The sequence below is a fragment of the Kitasatospora sp. NPDC001309 genome, from assembly GCF_042896295.1.
GTDB lineage: Bacteria > Actinomycetota > Actinomycetes > Streptomycetales > Streptomycetaceae > Kitasatospora.
The window spans coordinates 46,246-63,220 of the sequence record NZ_JBIAXC010000009.1; the positions used below are offsets into that span (position 1 = coordinate 46,246).

At 65.1% G+C, this 16,975-nt stretch carries 18 protein-coding genes; 2 read left to right on the forward strand and 16 right to left on the reverse strand.

Going from position 1 to position 16,975, the window contains the following annotated elements; genetic code table 11:
- Window positions 1-38: 38 nt before the first annotated feature.
- The gene (locus ACFY2K_RS11840; RefSeq protein WP_387711053.1) at window positions 39-263 is read right to left on the reverse strand and encodes a hypothetical protein; all 225 of its coding nucleotides are present in this window, start codon (window positions 261-263) and stop codon (window positions 39-41) included.
- Window positions 264-683: 420 nt separating this feature from the next.
- Here ACFY2K_RS11840 and ACFY2K_RS11845 point away from each other — a divergent pair, with 420 nt between their 5' ends.
- Window positions 684-1,622, forward strand: a complete 939-nt coding sequence (locus ACFY2K_RS11845) for a hypothetical protein (protein ID WP_387711055.1) — start codon at window positions 684-686, stop codon at window positions 1,620-1,622.
- Window positions 1,623-1,774: 152 nt separating this feature from the next.
- On the opposite strand, the gene ACFY2K_RS11850 is transcribed toward ACFY2K_RS11845, so the two are convergent.
- From ACFY2K_RS11850 to ACFY2K_RS11905, 12 genes are all read right to left on the reverse strand, one after another.
- Window positions 1,775-3,091 carry a peptidoglycan-binding protein gene (locus tag ACFY2K_RS11850; RefSeq protein ID WP_387711202.1) on the reverse strand — a complete coding sequence of 439 codons (1,317 nt, stop codon included), beginning with the start codon at window positions 3,089-3,091 and terminating at the stop codon, window positions 1,775-1,777.
- 66 nt (window positions 3,092-3,157) lie between these two features.
- Entirely contained in the window at window positions 3,158-3,418 is a 261-nt protein-coding gene (locus ACFY2K_RS11855; protein ID WP_387711057.1) for a hypothetical protein, read from the reverse strand.
- Window positions 3,419-3,425: 7 nt separating this feature from the next.
- Window positions 3,426-4,052, reverse strand: a complete 627-nt coding sequence (locus tag ACFY2K_RS11860; RefSeq protein ID WP_387711059.1) for a hypothetical protein — start codon at window positions 4,050-4,052, stop codon at window positions 3,426-3,428.
- Window positions 4,003-4,413 (reverse strand): hypothetical protein, encoded by a 411-nt coding sequence (locus ACFY2K_RS11865; RefSeq protein ID WP_387711061.1) that lies wholly within the window; start codon window positions 4,411-4,413, stop codon window positions 4,003-4,005. The genes ACFY2K_RS11860 and ACFY2K_RS11865 overlap by 50 nt, the downstream gene beginning before the upstream one ends.
- 409 nt (window positions 4,414-4,822) lie before the next feature.
- Entirely contained in the window at window positions 4,823-5,407 is a 585-nt protein-coding gene (locus ACFY2K_RS11870; RefSeq protein WP_387711063.1) for a hypothetical protein, read from the reverse strand.
- A 193-nt stretch (window positions 5,408-5,600) separates the two neighbouring features.
- A complete protein-coding gene (locus ACFY2K_RS11875) occupies window positions 5,601-6,653 on the reverse strand; it encodes a hypothetical protein (RefSeq protein WP_387711065.1) in 1,053 nt (350 codons plus the stop codon).
- A 4-nt stretch (window positions 6,654-6,657) separates the two neighbouring features.
- Window positions 6,658-7,887, reverse strand: coding sequence for a siphovirus ReqiPepy6 Gp37-like family protein (locus tag ACFY2K_RS11880; RefSeq protein ID WP_387711067.1), 1,230 nt, complete (start codon window positions 7,885-7,887; stop codon window positions 6,658-6,660).
- Entirely contained in the window at window positions 7,887-8,684 is a 798-nt protein-coding gene (locus ACFY2K_RS11885; protein ID WP_387711068.1) for a phage tail domain-containing protein, read from the reverse strand. The genes ACFY2K_RS11880 and ACFY2K_RS11885 overlap by 1 nt, the downstream gene beginning before the upstream one ends.
- 220 nt (window positions 8,685-8,904) lie before the next feature.
- Window positions 8,905-13,470 carry a hypothetical protein gene (locus ACFY2K_RS11890; RefSeq protein WP_387711070.1) on the reverse strand — a complete coding sequence of 1,522 codons (4,566 nt, stop codon included), beginning with the start codon at window positions 13,468-13,470 and terminating at the stop codon, window positions 8,905-8,907.
- A 14-nt stretch (window positions 13,471-13,484) separates the two neighbouring features.
- Window positions 13,485-13,769 carry a hypothetical protein gene (locus tag ACFY2K_RS11895; RefSeq protein WP_387711072.1) on the reverse strand — a complete coding sequence of 95 codons (285 nt, stop codon included), beginning with the start codon at window positions 13,767-13,769 and terminating at the stop codon, window positions 13,485-13,487.
- Between the two features lie 122 nt (window positions 13,770-13,891).
- A complete protein-coding gene (locus ACFY2K_RS11900; RefSeq protein WP_387711074.1) occupies window positions 13,892-14,161 on the reverse strand; it encodes a hypothetical protein in 270 nt (89 codons plus the stop codon).
- Between the two features lie 73 nt (window positions 14,162-14,234).
- Window positions 14,235-15,152 (reverse strand): hypothetical protein, encoded by a 918-nt coding sequence (locus ACFY2K_RS11905; protein ID WP_387711076.1) that lies wholly within the window; start codon window positions 15,150-15,152, stop codon window positions 14,235-14,237.
- A gap of 109 nt (window positions 15,153-15,261) precedes the next feature.
- On the opposite strand from ACFY2K_RS11905, the gene ACFY2K_RS11910 reads away from it, so the two are divergent.
- Entirely contained in the window at window positions 15,262-15,594 is a 333-nt protein-coding gene (locus tag ACFY2K_RS11910) for a GNAT family N-acetyltransferase (protein ID WP_387711078.1), read from the forward strand.
- Here the strand turns inward: ACFY2K_RS11910 and ACFY2K_RS11915 are convergent.
- The 3 genes from ACFY2K_RS11915 to ACFY2K_RS11925 form a co-directional block, all read right to left on the reverse strand.
- Window positions 15,579-15,962, reverse strand: coding sequence for a hypothetical protein (locus ACFY2K_RS11915; RefSeq protein ID WP_387711080.1), 384 nt, complete (start codon window positions 15,960-15,962; stop codon window positions 15,579-15,581). The genes ACFY2K_RS11910 and ACFY2K_RS11915 overlap by 16 nt on opposite strands.
- Window positions 15,959-16,300 (reverse strand): hypothetical protein, encoded by a 342-nt coding sequence (locus ACFY2K_RS11920; RefSeq protein WP_387711082.1) that lies wholly within the window; start codon window positions 16,298-16,300, stop codon window positions 15,959-15,961. Before ACFY2K_RS11920 ends, ACFY2K_RS11915 begins: the two co-directional genes overlap by 4 nt.
- A gap of 298 nt (window positions 16,301-16,598) precedes the next feature.
- Window positions 16,599-16,952, reverse strand: a complete 354-nt coding sequence (locus ACFY2K_RS11925) for a hypothetical protein (protein WP_387711084.1) — start codon at window positions 16,950-16,952, stop codon at window positions 16,599-16,601.
- Between the last annotated feature and the right edge of the window lie 23 nt (window positions 16,953-16,975).

Here is a 16,975-nt window from a genome sequence, read left to right on the forward strand (position 1 = left end):
CCCTCCCCGCAAGGGGAGGGGCTTCTTTGCATTCCTGATCAGACGGCCTGCTCGGCCTCCTGCTTGGTCAGCTCGGCCTGGAGGCTGGCCGCGCGATCGTACGGCGAGGTCTCGTGCAGGGCCAGGTTGGTCTTCGCGTCCTCGTGCCGCTGGGCGATCTCACCCACGCCGAGCAGTGCGGCCGCGGCCGCCACCAGGGCCTCCCAGGGGATGGCCGGGTACCAGGCGGTGAGGAGCGGGATCAGGGCTGCGACGGCGGCCACAACGCGGACAGCGTGAGTGCTGATGAGAGAAGTCATCTATTTCCCTTGGTAGTTGATTCATTCAGTGCGGCGTGATGTGCCGCTGGATTGGTGTTGATCATGCGTGGTTCACGTTCCCGCCGGCTGCGTGGGCTGAGGTGCGATGGCTGTCACCGGGTGTTCGCGGACACAGCCGATGGCGCGAAGTACAGTCAAATGACTGATGTCACGGGGTGTGGCCATGCAACACGGTGGTATCGCCGTGCGCGCCTACCTTGGCTGACCGGCATCCCGCGGGCCGGTGCCCGATGGCCCTTGCTGCGGGCCCTGGAATGTAATGGCCGAGAAGATCGGCCGCTAGGAGCTTCCTTGAATCCCTTGGCAAAGCGATGGACGATGTGGGCCATCGCTCTAATTACTTCATTCTCTACACTCGTTCTCGTGAATTCGCCGGCATACGCCAGTCAGCCGGGCGAGAGCGGCTCATGGCAGTTTGAGACTGCTGGGGGATCGCGCATTCAATCGGCCGATTCAATATCAGAGTCCCGCTCTCAGGCCAACGTTTTGGTTCAGGTTTGGCGGACTTTCAACAACGCCATCATGATTTCGGTCAATCATGGCCCGGCAACGGAAATGCCAGGAGCCACCACGTACGCCGAGCCCCAGGTCGTATTCAGTAGCCAGAATGGCCCGACATCCCTATTCTGGGTATTCCACACGGGCACTAACGGGTATGTCTTCTATACGCCGGTGTCAGCTACTCCAAACAGTCAGACCTACACCCCTCAGGGCCTGTGGAACCAGGTTCCCAACGGGGTGGCAACTCCCAATGAGCTCCGCGTCTCTGTAATTCCGCTCCCTCGCCAGAACCTATTCCTTTCGTTCCGTGGCGCCAGTAGTAATGAAATCTGGACAATCTTTTTCGATGGGTCGCGATGGGCCAATCCGACGATAGTCCCGGGCGCGAGAAGCCCTCGCACTGGAATGGTCGCAATCGGGGGAGAGATTGGCCTCGGTGGCGACTCGTTCCGAAATGTCATAATCCTCGCCTGGACCGGCACGGATCGTCGGGCAAACGTTATTCGACAGACCTACGGCCAGAGCACGTGGCGTAATCATGAAATTCTTGGTGATATGCTCGGAGACGATACGATCGTCGCGATGTCGGGCACCGGTCGTGGTCAGATCGGACTGTCGCACAACAATCGGGTTAGCCTGGCCACGATCAATGAGGACTCCGGTTGGGATGGGACCTGGAGCCAGGAGTCGACTGCACACGTCGCCTACCATTTCAACCTGTTCGCCTATGCCGCTGCCGTCTATTTGGTGACGGCATACGGCAACGGCTACGTGGACTGGAAGCAGTCCCGACAGTTCTGAGAGAGCTGCCTTGGCCGCAGGGCCGCACACCCGACCAGGTGCGCGGCCCTGGGCCGTGCAAGGAGGGCAGGAGGCGGGTAGCAGCTGCCTGATGATGTTCGTCTTGCTGGCTCTCGGGAGCGTCGCGGGGACACTGGGTCCCATGCCACGTTCTAGCGGGTGAGGCGAGACCAGGTCTGGGGGCCCGGGTAGCCGTCCGCGGAGTTGCCCTTCCAGCCCTGGTTGCGCTGGAAGGCCTGGACGGCGCGGCGGTCCGCCTCCGTCCACCGGGGGCCGGGGCCAACCTGGTAGTACTGGCCGTAGCCACGGCGGACCAGCTGCTTGCCCAGCAGGGTGACGTTCGGGTTGGTGGCGCCCGGCCGGAAGGCCTGTCGGCCCGGGAAGCGGGAGGAGCTGGCGGTCGACGGCCCCACAGGAGTCGCGGTGGACGAGCCGATGTTCCGGCCCTTGCCGTTGATCAGGTAGTCCCAGGTCTGCGGGCCGGAAATGCCGTCCGCAGCGGCACCGCCCCAGCCCTGAGCGAGCTGGAACGCCCGAACGGCCTGGCGGTCGGCCTCGCCCCAGCGAGGGCCTGGACCCTCGGAGTAAAAGCGGCTGCCGCCGCGCTGGACCAGGAGCTGCCCGAGCTTGGTGACGTACCCGTTGTTGGCGCCCGGCCCGAACTGGCCGGCGCCGGGGAAGGAACTGCCGGTCGGGGGAGTGGTCGGGGTCGGATCGGGTTCGGGCTGCTGGACCTCGCCGGGGTGGGCCGGCACGGTGATGGTGTCGCCCGGGTGAATCTGGTCCGGGTGTTCCTGCACACTGGGGTTGAGGGACAGCAGGGTGGCCAGGCTGATCCCGGCGGCCGCGGCGATCGCGGCCAGCGTCTGGCCCGCCCGCACGGTGACGGTGCGAGTCGAGGAGCCGGAGGTCGAACCGGAGTTTCCGGCCGGGCCGGAGGCAGTCGCCTGGTAGGTGAAGCCGGGGCGCCCCTTGAGATCGGGGTCCGCGGTGACGATGCCTTCGGCGAACTGGGGCAGACCGTACCCGTAGACGTAGGAGTTCCGGCGGCGCCGCTCCCGCCGCATGACCTTGTTGCCGTTGGCGTCGTTCTCCGTGCTGGTATTGCCCTCGTACGTGTAGATGGTGCTTGCGTCATAGGCGTAGACGATCCCGGTGTGGGTACCGCCGCCGGGCCCGTAGAAGACCTGGGCACCGATCGCCGGGTAGGCGCTCCACCGGCCACGGGACTGGAACCACTCGACGCCGTTGGAGCAGGACGCCGTACGCAGATAGAGGCTCGCCACTCCGGCCTTCATGGCAACCCAGGACACCCAAGTCGCACACCAGGGCTGGTAGTTGGACCACTCAAGGCCAGGGACCTGGCCGGAATACTTCTGGTGGCCTGACGGACGCTCGCCCGGTGCGCGTTCGGCCTGATAGCCGACCTCGCCGGATGCGATGCGGAGAACCTCGGAAACCTGACTCAGGGAACCCTCCTAGGGCATGAGAAAGGGGCCGACCTCTTGGTCAGCCCCTCGGGATGAGTGAATTGATCAGACGCCGGAACGGATCCGGGAGGGGTCGAGCGTTGTGATCAGCTCGACCAGTCGGCGGTTTTCCGCCTCGATGCGGGTCAGGCGCTCCTTGATTTCATTCATGTCCTCCTGGAGGCGGTCCGCTCGGGTCTTCTGGGCCTCGGCCTCACCTCGCCAGACTTCGGCGGTATTGATCTGCCAGGCGGCCCGGACCATCACGAATGCGGCTGTGACGGAGGCTGCCGTACCGGCATAACCGAAAATGTCAGTAGGGGTCATTCTCCTCCTAACCGGATATCTTCTCTACGGTCAGATTCCAGGCGGAACGCTCGTTCGCGTTCCCGCCATCACTTTGAAATGGCTGCCACCATGAGACGACGTAGGCCGCGAAGGTGCCACCAGCGGGCAGCTGCATGGCGCCCGTGAAGCTGTTGCTAGCGGCGTCGCCGCCGGTCGGCGGGTACAGGAAGCCGCTGACGTTGAAGTCGCGGGTGCCGATCCAGGCCCTGCACTTGGCGGTGGAACTACCGGCTGACCACCCGCCCCAGCTCATCGTGAACTTGTATACGCCAGCCTCGGGCACCTGAAATGAACCGTTGTCGGCGGTGGCCCAAGTTCCGACGCGCGCGAGTGGCTGGGAGGTATTCCAGTAGACCATGGTGGAGCTGTTCGCCCCGAGGGTGATGGAGTTCTGGAGAGCCAGGGAAAGGACAGGGTTGCCCTTGAGCTTGTTGATCGAAGCCTCGTGGTCATTCACCACGGTATAGAGGGCGTTGTGTACGTCGTAGATCTGGCCGTTGAGATCGGCGGGGCCGATTACCTGGCGGGAAGTCCAGGACTTGAGAGAAGGGAGTGAGATCAGGTTACAGCTCCAGAATCGTGGTGTCTCCGAGAACGGAGCCGACAGGGTCACCGAGAATCCAGGTGGCCTTGCCGTCGGACCGCCCGGGGATGGAGATCAGGACGACGGCCGCGGACGGGACCGTGGTGTCCAGCTGGATGGCTCCGGGCGAACCGCCGGCTCCCGGGGTGTCCCCGGTCATCAGGCTGATCTGGCTCGTGCCGAACTGGCCGAGCTGCTGGGCCCGGGGCGTGACGCCGGACGGCCAGGCCAGGCCCGTAAGGGAGTTGGAGACCGTCACGGCCGCGTAGAGGTTGCGGTACGAGGTCGAGGCCATCAGGGGAAGCGAGTTGGTGTTGGCGTGCTCCCGGATTCCGACGACCGGGGTCAGACCGATGCTAGAAATATCGCCAAGTCGATAGGTGAGGTTCATGACGGCAGCGTGAGCACCGCCGATGTCCCAGACGACGGACGACCCCCGGGAGGGCTCCCACGGCCACACCGCCACGGCCATCAACAAGCCGCTGCTCAACCGGTACTGGGTAGGGATAGCCCCGGCAGGGGCGAGTAAGCGCGGTGCTGGCGCGGAGCCGTCCGCGACGCAGAGCGAGACGATCCAGTCGTTCGTACGGGCCGCCGGAAGGGCCAGCTCCGCGAGGCCCTGGTCCTGAACGAGCTGCTGTGTGCTGGCGACGTAGGCCGGAAACTCCCGGGGCACCGGGGCGCCGGCCATCCAGGCGGCACCGTCCCAGTACAGGGGAGGCCGCGGTGACCACGTTGCACCGTTCCAGGCCTGTGGTGTTCGGTCGACCCAGGCGCTGCCGGACCAGACTTTGAGCTGGTTAGCCATACTGCACCCACACGTCGCCCGGCCTCGGGCTGGCCGGGGCGTTCGGGCCGGAGAACACCCGGGCGGAGCCGACGTTCGTCGCCGTGACCGAACCTGCGGAGATTACGGAGCCGTCACCCTGAACTCGAAGGACGGAAGACGCCGTTGAGGAGGTCGACCGGGAGTTGGTGACGTTGATGACGACCTGGCCGGCACCGTATGCGGGGGCGCCAATGCAGAGCGCTGGCCGGGGGCCGTTGGTGTCGATCAGCAGGGTGCCCGAGTTCAAGACCCGGGTGTACTCCGTGCCGTCCGCCGTCTTCAACTTCCAGGCGGAACCGGTGTTGTCGGGGATGGTCGGCACCACCCACCGGGCCCAGTCGGCACCGGCCGGGACCGAGAGGTCGGCGCCTGTCCGGGGCAGGTAGTTGAGGAGCCGCTCGTCCGCGTAAGCCCGGTCCTGGTGAGGGTCTGCGGCTCCCTGGTGCTGGACCAGGCGCTCGCCGACGTTGGTCGCCAGGAGGCCGACCCGTCCGGCGCCGAAGTCGACCCATAGCCGTTCGGAGCCGGTCGGGGGACCGTAGAACGGGGGCACCATGCCCCGGTTGTCGGCAACGAGTTGAAGAATCGGGGCACCGGAGGAGTCGGTGAGGTCCGTAGTCTGCCGGGCCCCGTCCGACGGCCCGTCCCAGACGGTACCGACCGCTCCGGGGATACGGGCACCGGATACGGACTCCGCCACGTCGGAGGCGGTTCCCCCAAAAAGATTTCGTGCCAAGGGATTTCCCTCCTTACTCGGCGAAAACGTCGCTCTCGTAGGTGCCGGACAGGTAGAGAGTGGAACGGGCAGGGATTCCGGGCAGTACTGAGAGCTGGTCCCCGGCGGGGGTGAAGAGGTTCACTGCGCTCGTGCTGTTGCCCTCCCAGGCGATGCCGCGGACCTGGCTCAGCCACGGGCGCCCGCCGTTGCCGCCGGGGTTGTCGATGTAGCCCTCGAAGACCTGCGCGGTCCGGCCGTTGGCCGGCTGAGGCAGGGAGGCCTGCATGTACCACCCCGTGGTGGTGATGTCGGACCCGGAGTTCTTGATCTTCATGTTGAAATGGACCGTGTTCGGTGCGATCCACCTCCAGCGGCATACCCGGTCGACCTCGGCCGGCTGAGTGGTTGTGCCCCAGAGGCCAGGCGTCGAGGTGCGGACCCTGCCGAGGTGGCGGGTGATCACATAGCCGTCCCGGCCGCTGTAGGCCTCGTACTGGGTGTCCCCGCCGTCCACGTCCAGGTCATAGAGCATGGAGCCCCGGGGCAGGAAGTCGGCAGTGCTGCGGGTGTTCCACGGGGTGGCCACGATCCGCGGCATGTCGAACTGGCCTCGGGAGTAGACCACGAGGGCACCGTTGGTGGCCGGTACGTCAACTTCCAGGAGGACCATCTCCCAGCGCTGGCCCGGTGCCCGCTGGGGCTGAGGAGCGATGGGGGAAATGGAGGGCTGGCCCTTGACGACGGCCAGATTGACCGAGCCCTTGGTGACATCAGCCCGGACCACGATCGTGTCCTTACGGGGCTTATCCGTGGGGTTGGGGTCGATATCCAGAGAAGCGGTCGCGGTGAGCTGGTAGTAGAAACCGCCGACCCACGCATTCCCGGGGTCGATGGTGACGGTTCGACCGTTGATGACCTTCCAGGCGAAAGGGAGGGCAGCGGCGTCGTAGGTGCTGCTGGTGAGCTGGTAATCGATCCTGTCTCCGCCCCACAGGTGGGCCATCTGCTGCCACTGGACCTGGGAGACCATCTCAGATCCGCCGGAGGCATTCGCCTGGGCGAAGGGATAGCTTATTTCCGCCAACTGATCACATCCTCGCTTCGATTTTCCGGAGCTTCTCGCGGAGCTCGTTCACGGTCTTGTACAGATTCAACGGGTCGCCGGTGCCCTGCTCGCCGATCTTCGGGCGAATAGTGAGCTGCTTTCCACCGTCTTCCACGGTGATGTTCACCTCGCGGACGATATCCACGTAGTCAACCCCGTCGACCGAGATCGTCACCAGGTCCCCGACGAAATAATCCCGCCCGAACTGGACCTGTTCCGTATCGATCGGGTAGACCTGGAAGTTGCCGTTCTTCTCGCCCAGCTTGAGAGCGGCCGAGGCCGCGTCAAGAACAGCCTTCTTGGCGTTTGCGAACTCCTCGTCGGTGGTTTCCGGCCGGGCCTTCATAGGCAGGCCGGTAGCCGGGTCGGTCTTGAGCGGGAGGTCTCGACGGTCTACCAACTGCTCGATCTGGAGGCCCCACTCCGCCTCTGCCTCGGTGTCGATCTGCTGGTACAGGTATCGTTCCTCGCCCTCGCCCTGGCAGGCCACGATGGCCCGAGTCACCCGGGGAGCGGTGAGCGTCCACACGACCTCGCGGAGATTTCCCAGTTCGGGACTCAGCCTGACATCTCGGGACCGGTCTCGGGGCTTGAAGATTTCCAGGACGATTCGCTTGGCATCCGGGTCGTAGACCATCCGGTAGCCGACGGAATTGGAGTCGGTCCATTTCTCCAGGACCGTACCGAGCACATCGAATCGGAGGGAGTCATTGACCTGGTCTCCGAAGTCTGCCGTAGCCGGAAGAACTAGGCCTGAGACCCGGCGGTCTGGGATAGCCGAGGCACCGATGGCGTGCTCCAATTCCCACAGCAGCGCGCGGCCGGCTGGCCCGTACGCGGGACGGTTCGACTTCGCCTTGTACTGCTGGGAGACAGGGGCCAAGGGGTTCGGAAAAGCCAGACGAGAGTAAGCGATCTTGTTGTCACACTTCCCGCCGACGAAGATCGATCCCTCGCCCGTGTGCTGAACGGTGGTCCAGTACTTTTGGAAGAACTCGATCTGCCCGGTAAGAAGCGGGCGGGCAACCCCGTCCTGATAGATGGCGATACCGCCGCCCTTTTGCAGGAGGTTCGCCTGATCGGTTCCAGCCTTCACCAGGATTTGCCAAGAGCCTTGCTGGCAGAACCGGACGATGAAATCCAGCTTGATCCAGGTGTCGATCACGCCTATTCGGTTGAGGTTCCGGTCCCGGACCTCGATGCGGTATCCCATCAGTAGCTTTCGTATCGGGGGCGGAAGGTGAGGCGGAGGCTGGCAGCTGGGCCGCCCGCCGCCAGGTTTACGGAGGCCTTCGAGTTCCCGGCCGGGACCGGCCAGAGGGCGGGGGAGCCGTCCAGCCGGGGCCAGAGGTTGACGCCCTGGTCGTCCCGGATCGACTTCACTCCGGGACGGGTGTCGATGGTGAGCACCCGGCCTGCTGGTACAGCGTCAGGTGTCCCGGTGGCGCCAGCGGAGATCCCGAACGACCCGCCGTCCGGGCCGGTGAGCTGGAAGCCGCGGACGGGTCCCTTGAGTTGCCACACGGGCCAGGCCTCGACGTCACCGGGGTTCACGATGGGGACGCTGCTGTTGCTCAGGACGCCCTGCGAGAGGGAGAGGGGGAACAGCCCCTTGCCGGTCGTGAGGAGCGGCTTCCCGCCGCTGAAACTCCACTCGGCCACCTGGAGATCGGGGCCGTACCACCAGGGGTCGTAGGCCGTGAACTGGAGCCCGTACCGAGTCCAGCGGAACCCCGCGCTGTCCACGCCCTCATCGCCCTGCAAGCCGTCCTTGTAGAAGACTGTGAGGGTCCGGGTCTGGGAGTCGCCTTCGGTGATCCGGATCAGGCAGGGCCCGTTCTTCGGGTTGACGGCCCGGATCAAGCGGCGCTTGAGCTCCCGGAGCGAACGACGGTCAACTCCGTGGAGGTACACAGGAATCATGACCTGCCGGGCGGCGACCCGGGACCCGCGGTAGATCGATCCGTCCAAGTTGGGGGAGTCGTCTGCGTACAGCTCGACGGGTGGCATGTCGAGGCCGGTCGCCCCGGCCTGGATCAGGGTGGCCGGCCATTCCCGGCTGGCAAAGGAGGTCAGGGGGATCTCCTCCCCCTGACCTCCGGCACCTGTGAGCGTGACGTGGGTGTGGCCCCATTCCACCGGCTGTGGGGGCAGCGGCAGGGGTGCCGGCTGCTGGTCCCGGATTGTTGGGGTAGTCGCCGGAATCGGCAATAGGGGCCTCCCTTGGGTATTACGCTGCCAACATCACCTCCGCGTATTGCATGGCCCGGAGAACGGCCTGAGTCGTGTCTTCGGCCTTGGCCTCGTGGATGTGAATCTCGTAATGCTTGCCCTGGAGCATTCGCCGGGTGTCTCCGGCGTTGTGGACTCGCTCGCCTCCTCGGAAATTGACCAACTCCGGACCCTGCTCGCCGACGAGTTTCAGGCCAGGGCTCGCCGAAAGCGTTCCGGACCAGTAGCCCTTGTTCCCGGCGAGAGCCTGCGGCCACCCGGCGCCGTAGCGGTGGGTGGCGTAGTTGAGGCCCGCATAGATGCTTGCAAGGCCGTTCTGCATTCCGAGGTACTGGTACGGACCCGCATATGCGGCGAACGTCCCGGGTACGGTCTGCATGAGGCCTTGCGAGGCACCAATATTCGGATTCAGGGCATTCGAATCCCATAGATTGACGGCGGTCGGGTCACCGCCGGATTCCACCTTGATCCGGGACAAGACCAGATCCGTGTAATCCTGGGATAGGCCTAGTTCGCCAAGGACTCGCTGAACCACCGGCCGCCAACGGGTAACCTGGTCCCCGGTCGGGTCGAGCTTTCCGCCCAGCATGTCCCGGAAATCCAGGTCGCTGATCGGGATGGTCGCCTCGACCTTGGAGCCGGAGCTGAAATCAAAAAGGCCGTCCAGATTCGGAAGGGCCTCCTCGGCTGTGCTGAGGACGTCCTCCAGGACCGACGAGGCATAATCGCCAGGCGCCTCGTAGATATCCTTGATGGCCTGAACCATGTCGGTGATCTGGTCGATTTCTGCCGAGGCCATGTCCCAGATCCCTGAGATTCCCTCCTTCACTGTCCCGACGGGGTCGGTGACCAGGTCTTTTGCTGTTCCTGCGATGGACTTGACGGACTCCCAGAGGCCGCCGCCAAGGTTGGATATCACCGCTTTCAGGGTGTCGGTCGAGAAGGTGTCGCTGAGGAAGCTCTTCCCGCGTTGGAGAATATTCCCTTCGCCCTTCCATACGTCGTTCCAGAAATACTCACCAAGAACTGGCGAGATGGAACCGCCGAGAATTCCGGCGATCTGGCCGATACCGGTGGGCACGCGTCGGAGCAGGCTCCAGGAATCCGTGGTCACGAAGTTGAACATATTTCGGAACCGGTCTGCTACCCCGCTGCCGATCCACTTCGAGACATTGGATCCGACCCGCAGCATTCCGCCCTGAGTCTCACCGCCGACATCGTCCGACGCCTTGGCATGGGTCATGACCTGAGCGGCAGTGGAGGCAAAGGGAAACGCATTGCTGAGCTGAATCGCCTCGCGGATCTGGTCGAAACCCAACCGGCCCGCGATACCGCCGCCAGCGTAGCGGGAGAGCTGGCCCTTTCGGGCAGCCGCATTCCACTGGTGGATCAGTGCCGGCCCGAGGGCCGCGGTGACCTCCGGCCGAAGGATCGCCTCGCCCGGAGAGAGCATCGCCGGAATGGAGTCCACCCCGGGCGCATAACCTGGGAGAACACCGCCGGTCGCATATTTCTTCTTCGGGGTCTCGGGCTTACTCGGACTGTTCCCCGAAGGCTTCCCACCCGGCGCCTTCTTCGCGATGTTGTCGATCGAGTTGTCGAGGCTGTTGGCGTGGCCGTGAGCCGCCATGAGGGCGGCACTCAGCTTCTCGATCTTCTCCGTGATGTCCTTGAGCGAGCGGTTGTTCAAAAGGCCGATTCGGCCCGCGAGGGAGCCCTCTCCGGTGCCCTGGCCGATCTTGAGGTAGGCGCTCTCAGCGGCCCCGTGGACCTGTTCGAACTCGATCTTCAAGCCGGACAGCGACCGCTGATTCAGGAGCCCGATCCGACCGGCCACCGACAGGGCGCCGGTGCCTTGGCCCACCTTCTCGTGGACCAGGTCGACGGAACCGTGCAGCTGGGTGAACTCGGCCCGGAGGCTGGACAGGGACCTCTGGTCGAGGAGGCCGATCCGACCGGCCACCGACAGGGCGCCGGTGCCCTGGCCGATCCGCTCGTAGACCGAGTTGACCCCGGCGTGGAGCTGGGTGAACTCCGCCCGGAGAGCGCCGAGGCTCTTCGCATCGAGCTGGGTCACTTCGCGGGCAGCGGACTGGAGCTCGGCGGTCAGGAGGACGGCCTTCTGCCGGGAATCGCCCAACTCTCGCTGGAGGCCTCCGAGGGTGGCCCGGTTCAGGGCCTCGACGCCCTGAGTGCGTGCCTGGCCCAGCTCGGTGTGGGCCGACTGAGCGGCACCCTCGACGCTACGGGGGCTACCGGACAACTCGCTTATGAGAGAGCGTAGTTGGGTGCTGTTGAGCTGTTGGAGGTCCCGTCGCAGCTCCGCTGTCCGGGCGTCCGCCTGGCGGATCTGCTGCTCAAGCTCCCGGATCTCGTTGCGGACTCGACGGTCGTCTCCACCGGTCCCGCCGGTCAGCTCGATGCGGCGCTGGCGGTAGCCGCTCAGGAAGCCGTCGCCCTCGCTCCGACTCTCCAGGCCAGCGCGGGTCTGCCGGGCGATCCGGGTAGCTCCCCGGACTCCGCGGCCTGCGGCCATCACAGGAGCGGCCACGACGCTGCCGACCGTGCCGACCAGCTTCCCGGCCTTGCCGACCAGCTTGAGCAGGATGCCGGCCCCGATCGCCAACGGGCCGAGCACGGCCCCGAGTTCGGCGGCCTTGATCACCAGGTCCCGGAGAGCGGGGTGCGACTCCAGGAACTCGGCCGCCTGCTTGATCCACTTCGTGAACCTGGACAGCGAGTCGATGAACTTCTCGACCATCAGCTTAAGGGTCGGAAAAACATCCTTACCGATAGCCTGGGCATCATTGAGGAGCCCGCCCTCAAAGCGGGTGCCCTTTTCGTCCGTGACCTTATGGCCCATGATCTTCTGGCCGAGTCCGGTGTAGTTGTAACTACCGTCCTCGCCCTCGGAGTAGAAAAGCTGGCCCAGCTTGAACTGGGCCTGTTCCTTCATATTCTCGATACGACTGCCGACCGTGGCGCCACCCATGCGGGCCGCAGCGCCCTCGATTTGGAGCTTAGGGTCCTTCCAGTGAGCGAGAAGCTTTTCAATCAGCTGCTCGCCGGTGATTCCACCCGTATGCTTGGCATCAGCCATGAAAGCGTAGAGCTGAGCCGAGGCTTCGCTCGTGGTGGGGATTTCCCGGTCAACGCCATTCTCTTTGTCCATCTTCTTGAAGTTCGCGATCTCGTCCTTGGTGAGGGCGCGATCCTTGAACCCGAGAAGCTTCGCAATCTGCTGGCCGGGAATGCCCGTTGCTCGTTCCAGCTGCTTGAGGTTCCTGAGCGGCGTACGGCCCATGTCCTGGATGACCTCAAGGGCGTACATGCCGTCGCTGACCATCTTGGAGTCGAGAACACCGCCGTAGGCCGCTGAGTCGCCGATCATTTTGACCATGTCGACGGAACGCTGAGCAACTTCCCGGGAGCCCTCGGCGTGTTCGACGGGATCGGTGGAAGCGAACTTGTGGTTGTGGGCGGAGTTGGCGCGCGCATATCGCGTGCCGTACTTCAACATGTCGTTGACTGAGTAAGGCGTCTCGATTCCGTACTCGCTCATCTGCGTCAGGAGGGAATTGATGTCCTTGAGTTCAATTCCCATTCCGCGGAGACCGGTCTGAGCCGAGATCATGGCGTCAGCGGACTTAACGCCGAACGTGGTGGCGGCGGCAGCCGCGAGGCCCAACGGAGCAACCAGGTTATTCGTGACGATATGGCCGGACTCTGAAAGGCCAGTTCCGAATTTCTCGATGCCCTCGAACGTCCTCTTGTAGCCCCTGCTGAGGCTCGTCATCAACGAGGTGTGCGAGGTCTCGATCTGGGACAGCGTGGTTCGGGTCGCGGCGAGCTGCTGACGGAGGCTGTCACGGACCGCGGCGACCTGGGCCAACTCCCCGCGAATAGCCTCCTGCTGGGCCTGCTGACGGACCCGTGCAGTCTCCCGGATGGCGGCCTGGGACTCGCGCTCCATCCGAAGGCGGGTGGCCTCGATCTGCTGATCGACTCGGGCCTCGTCCTCTAGGGCCCGCTGTCGCTCGGCCCGCTCCGTACGGGCGGTTCGAGCAGCCTCCTCGGCAACTCGGCGAAGGCTCGCAACCCGCTCCCGCTCGGTCGCCTGGGTGGCCCTGGAGCGGGCCGCGGCAGCCTCGGTTTCCTGCTGCACGGTGGCACGGAGGGCCCGCTGAGTGACGGTCGACGTCTCCTCGGCAAGGGCCTGCTTCCGGGCTTCCAGGTCCCGGATCTCCCTGAATCGGCGAGCTGCCTCGGTGCCGTACTGCCGGGTGAGATCCCGTTCGATGGCGGTCAGGACCTCGGCCGAGTCCTTGCCCTCCGCCTCAACAGCCTGCTTGGCCTTCCGGGCCGCCGTTGCAGCTGCCTTCGGGAGGCCTTCGAAGCCCTTGGTAACGGCTGTGCCGAAGACCTGACCGGCCTGGGTGCCGGCCTTCTCCATCTCCTTGACCAGCTCGGCCCGGAACTTCTGTGAGGCCTCGGAGCTGACCTTGGGGATGATGTCGATGTAGCCGCTGCCGACCTTGATCGGGCCGCGAGAGGATGGAGCCATGCAGCCCTCCTAGGTCAGAGTGAGTTCATTCGTGAGAAGAAGGCCGACAATTCCGCGCCGTCGGCGAACTCAACTGCTGGCACTTCGAGTTGAGGTGTGGCCGCACCTGGCCGGGGAATCGGATCGGGAATCGGGAGATCCGAATCTTCTGAATTAGCCTTGATGAAAAGGTAGTTGGAGAGTTCGAGGGCATCACTCACCCGTGCCAGCAGGTGTTCCGTACTGCCCCACTGGGTGGACTCGTCCAGCTCGGCCAGGAGGACGGACCTGCCTGGCTTCCGCATCAGGGAGTTGATCAACACGCCGACCCGGCGAAGCGAGAGCCGTCCGCGCCACAGGTCGAGGAGATCGACCCGGTAGAACTCCAGGAGATCGGCCTCCAGGGCCTCGTTGTGCTCCCGGATGACGCGGACGGTGCCGATCAGTTTCCCGAGCCGGCCGCCTCGTTGACGCGGCTGGCGAGGGCCTGGAAGTCCCGGATGGTCGGACGGCCGGATCGGTAGGCGTTCCAGGCCTCATCGCCCACGATCAGGCGGACGGCCTCCATCTCGGTGTCGGCCTCCAAAAGGTCAAGGGGCATATCCAGCGGCGGCGGGACAACGAAGGTGATCCCGGCATGCTCGAAGGTGGTCGGGCTCTCGGTGGCCTCCGCCTCGGTGGCAGTCGTCGGGGCGGTCTTGGCAGCAGGCATGGGGAACTCCAGTATCTGGGGGGAAGAAGAATGGGGCCGGAGACTACAAGCCCTCCCCGGCAGGGGAGTTGGTTCAGCCGGCCACGACGGTGCAGGCCTTCGAGACGCCGATCTGCTGCTTATCGGTCACCGAGTAGCAGTAGTCCACGCCAGCGTGCGAAACCTTGATTTCGGCGGTCGCCTGCCCCTTGGGAACGGTCACGTCGAAGGTGCCGTCAGTCGAAAGGGTGGTCTGGAGCTGGAAGGCCGCACCGGCGGTGTTCAGCAGCTTCACGGTAGCCGGGCCGGTAACTCCGGTAGCTGTCACGCGGGCAGTCCAGGCGTTGGCTGCGGAATCGTTGGAGGTGTAACCGGGAACGGTGACCGTAGCCGCGAACGGGGCCGGGGGAGTGATGCCGCCGCTGGTGCCCTTGAGGTTGTCGTTGGTGAGGACATAACCGAGGCTTCCGGCGGTATCGAGAGCCGAAATTGTCAGCTCGTACTTCTGGGATTCCTTGCGCTGGAGGGTGATGGCTCCACGGTCGTTGATCATCGCCCGAGGGATTACGCAGCGGTAGAAGGTGTTGCGCTGGGACCAGTCGATTACCAGCGAGAGTTCCTGGAGATCAGGAGTACTGGAGAGGTCGAGGCGATAGACGCCGGTTTCCTTACCTGTTGAGTCCTTGAGCGCGATCCAGGAAGCACCCCAAAAGAGCTCTGTGGTAAGCGCGTTGCTCTCGATCAGGGTTGCCTTGATCTGCACCGACGCAGACTTCACCGCGTAGAGAACGGGCGTCGCGGACTGCCAGGCGTTAACCGGGTCGGTCTCGATGCTCGGGGTGATCGTCACCCCGCCCTCGTCCACGTAGCCGAGCGACTTGTAGCCGGTTGGCGCGGTCCTGCCGTCGCCGACATCGGCGGGCAGTTCGGTGCCGCCCGGTCGGCCGGTCGGGGCCGGTGCAACATGGAGGCCACCGTTGGGGGCAAATCGAATTCGCTGGGCATCAGTCAAAAGGGCTGCCTCCGGGCGTAAGAGAGCCCCGGGGCCGCATGGCCACGAGGCGTGAGGAGAATGATGAATTCCCCAGTGTCTTGGGGAAGATGGCGATAGGCTGCCCGCTGTGAAATCCGCGTATCTGAACCACCAGGGCAGGGCCTACGCGTCCTTGCGGTACGAGCCCGAAACGCCAAGCGTCGTGATCCTCGCCGAGATTCGGGTCGATCCCGACTTTCAGGGCCGGGGCTGGGGTAGCGAGCTCCTCAGTGAGATCGCCGCGGCGGCCGACCGGGAGGGCGTGGCGCTGATGCTGTCCGTTGAACCGGGGCCTTTCGGCCTGGACCGCCAGCAGCTGGTGGCCTGGTACTCCCGGCACGGCTGGGATCCCGTGACCTCTGCTGAGACAGGGAAGGTCGAACCCGACGTGCTGTGCCGGCTCCCTCAGGTCTCGACGTAGAAGAGCGAGGCCTCGCCGCCGTACATGTGCTCGCGGCTGGTGGAGTCGGGGTAGTACCGGGGGCTGGAGATCTCGGCGACGTCGAGCACCAGGGCCCCAGCGACTTCCCGGCCGGGCAAGTGCTCAAGGAGGTGCTGGCGGACGACGAGGGCCAGGCGGGAGGCCTCGGCCCTGCTGTCGGCGTAGACGTCGTACTCGATATCGGCACGGTCCATCCGGTCCCGGACCATGCGGTGGCCGCCGGACTGGGCCAGGTAGATCGTGGTGTCCCCGGCCTGCCGACCGACCATGTCGCCGGTAACGCTGCCCTTGGGTATGTCAGGGAGCGAACTCAGGTAGGACCAGGTGACGTTGACGGGGTCGATCATTCAATCCTCGCCTTCTCCAGGGCCTCCTTGAGGTAGAAGCGGCCGGGGTGCCGGCGCCCCTTGCGGTCCCGGTAGCCCAGCTCCTGGAGCATCGCGTGTCGGACGTCGTGGTCGGCCTCAATGACCACCTGGCCGTACCAGTTGTCATACAGGGTGACCAGGGCTTCAATGTTCCGCTTGATCGAGTTCCAGTTGGACCGGTGCGAGGCCTTCGGGGAGGCCTTGATGGCCAGCTCGGCGATTCGGGCCACGTGGTACTCCACGAGGGCCTGGGCCTGGGGAGTCGACAGCACCTCACGCTCCCACCCGGAGATCATCCGCAGGGTGAACTTGCTCATCGCCTCACCCTCACCGCCTTCACCGTGATGTGGGCCAGGCGGCCGCCGGTCCACCGAGCGGGTTCGTCCTCGACCTGGTAGCGGATCCCGTGCACCGTGATGCGGTCCGCGGAGTCAACATCGGCACCAGCGGGAAGGTAGATCAGGAGGCGGTCCACCGTGGTCTCCCGCTCCGGGCTCCTGACCGTGTACGGCTTGCCGGGCTGGACTGAGGCCAAGCCCGCCCAGATGCGGGTGGGGTGGTCCCAGTCCCGCCGGGTGGTGTAGGCGTCCGCGACCAGGGCGGCGCGCCAGATCTCTACGGGCTCGGAGTAGCGGGGCAGGGCGGCACCTCCCGGGCAAGGGGAATCGAGGAGAGCGAGCGCCGGTAGCGGCGCAGGCTCGCCTTGGCCGCCTCGGAGAGACCGAGGACGGACGCCCCGGCCTGAAACTGGACCTCCAGCTCGCCGGTCCGTTCCGCGACCACTCCCGGGGTTACCGAGAGCCAACGGATCACCTCGTGGCAGGCCACGACGCGGAACGGCACCGGAGGGTTCTGCCGGTCCCAACTCCCTGTGCAGTACTCGGTGATGAACGCCGAGACGTCATCCAGGAGGGCGTTGACCCGGGCCTGTTCGTCGGACAGGACGGGCCGCCCGAGGCGGGCGGCCACGTCCTCAACGGTGGCGAACCGAC

Excerpts from the sequence above, each read along its gene's own strand:
- ACFY2K_RS11855 (WP_387711057.1), bottom strand. The coding sequence starts at position 3,418 with ATGACCCCTACTGACATTTTCGGTTATGCCGGTACGGCAGCCTCCGTC.
- ACFY2K_RS11865 (WP_387711061.1), bottom strand. The coding sequence starts at position 4,413 with ATGAACCTCACCTATCGACTTGGCGATATTTCTAGCATCGGTCTGACC.
- ACFY2K_RS11870 (WP_387711063.1), bottom strand. The coding sequence starts at position 5,407 with ATGGTGCCCCCGTTCTACGGTCCCCCGACCGGCTCCGAACGGCTATGG.
- ACFY2K_RS11880 (WP_387711067.1), bottom strand. The coding sequence starts at position 7,887 with ATGGGATACCGCATCGAGGTCCGGGACCGGAACCTCAACCGAATAGGC.
- ACFY2K_RS11885 (WP_387711068.1), bottom strand. The coding sequence starts at position 8,684 with ATGCCACCCGTCGAGCTGTACGCAGACGACTCCCCCAACTTGGACGGA.
- ACFY2K_RS11890 (WP_387711070.1), bottom strand. The coding sequence starts at position 13,470 with ATGGCTCCATCCTCTCGCGGCCCGATCAAGGTCGGCAGCGGCTACATC.
- ACFY2K_RS11900 (WP_387711074.1), bottom strand. The coding sequence starts at position 14,161 with ATGCCTGCTGCCAAGACCGCCCCGACGACTGCCACCGAGGCGGAGGCC.
- ACFY2K_RS11915 (WP_387711080.1), bottom strand. The coding sequence starts at position 15,962 with ATGATCGACCCCGTCAACGTCACCTGGTCCTACCTGAGTTCGCTCCCT.
- ACFY2K_RS11920 (WP_387711082.1), bottom strand. The coding sequence starts at position 16,300 with ATGAGCAAGTTCACCCTGCGGATGATCTCCGGGTGGGAGCGTGAGGTG.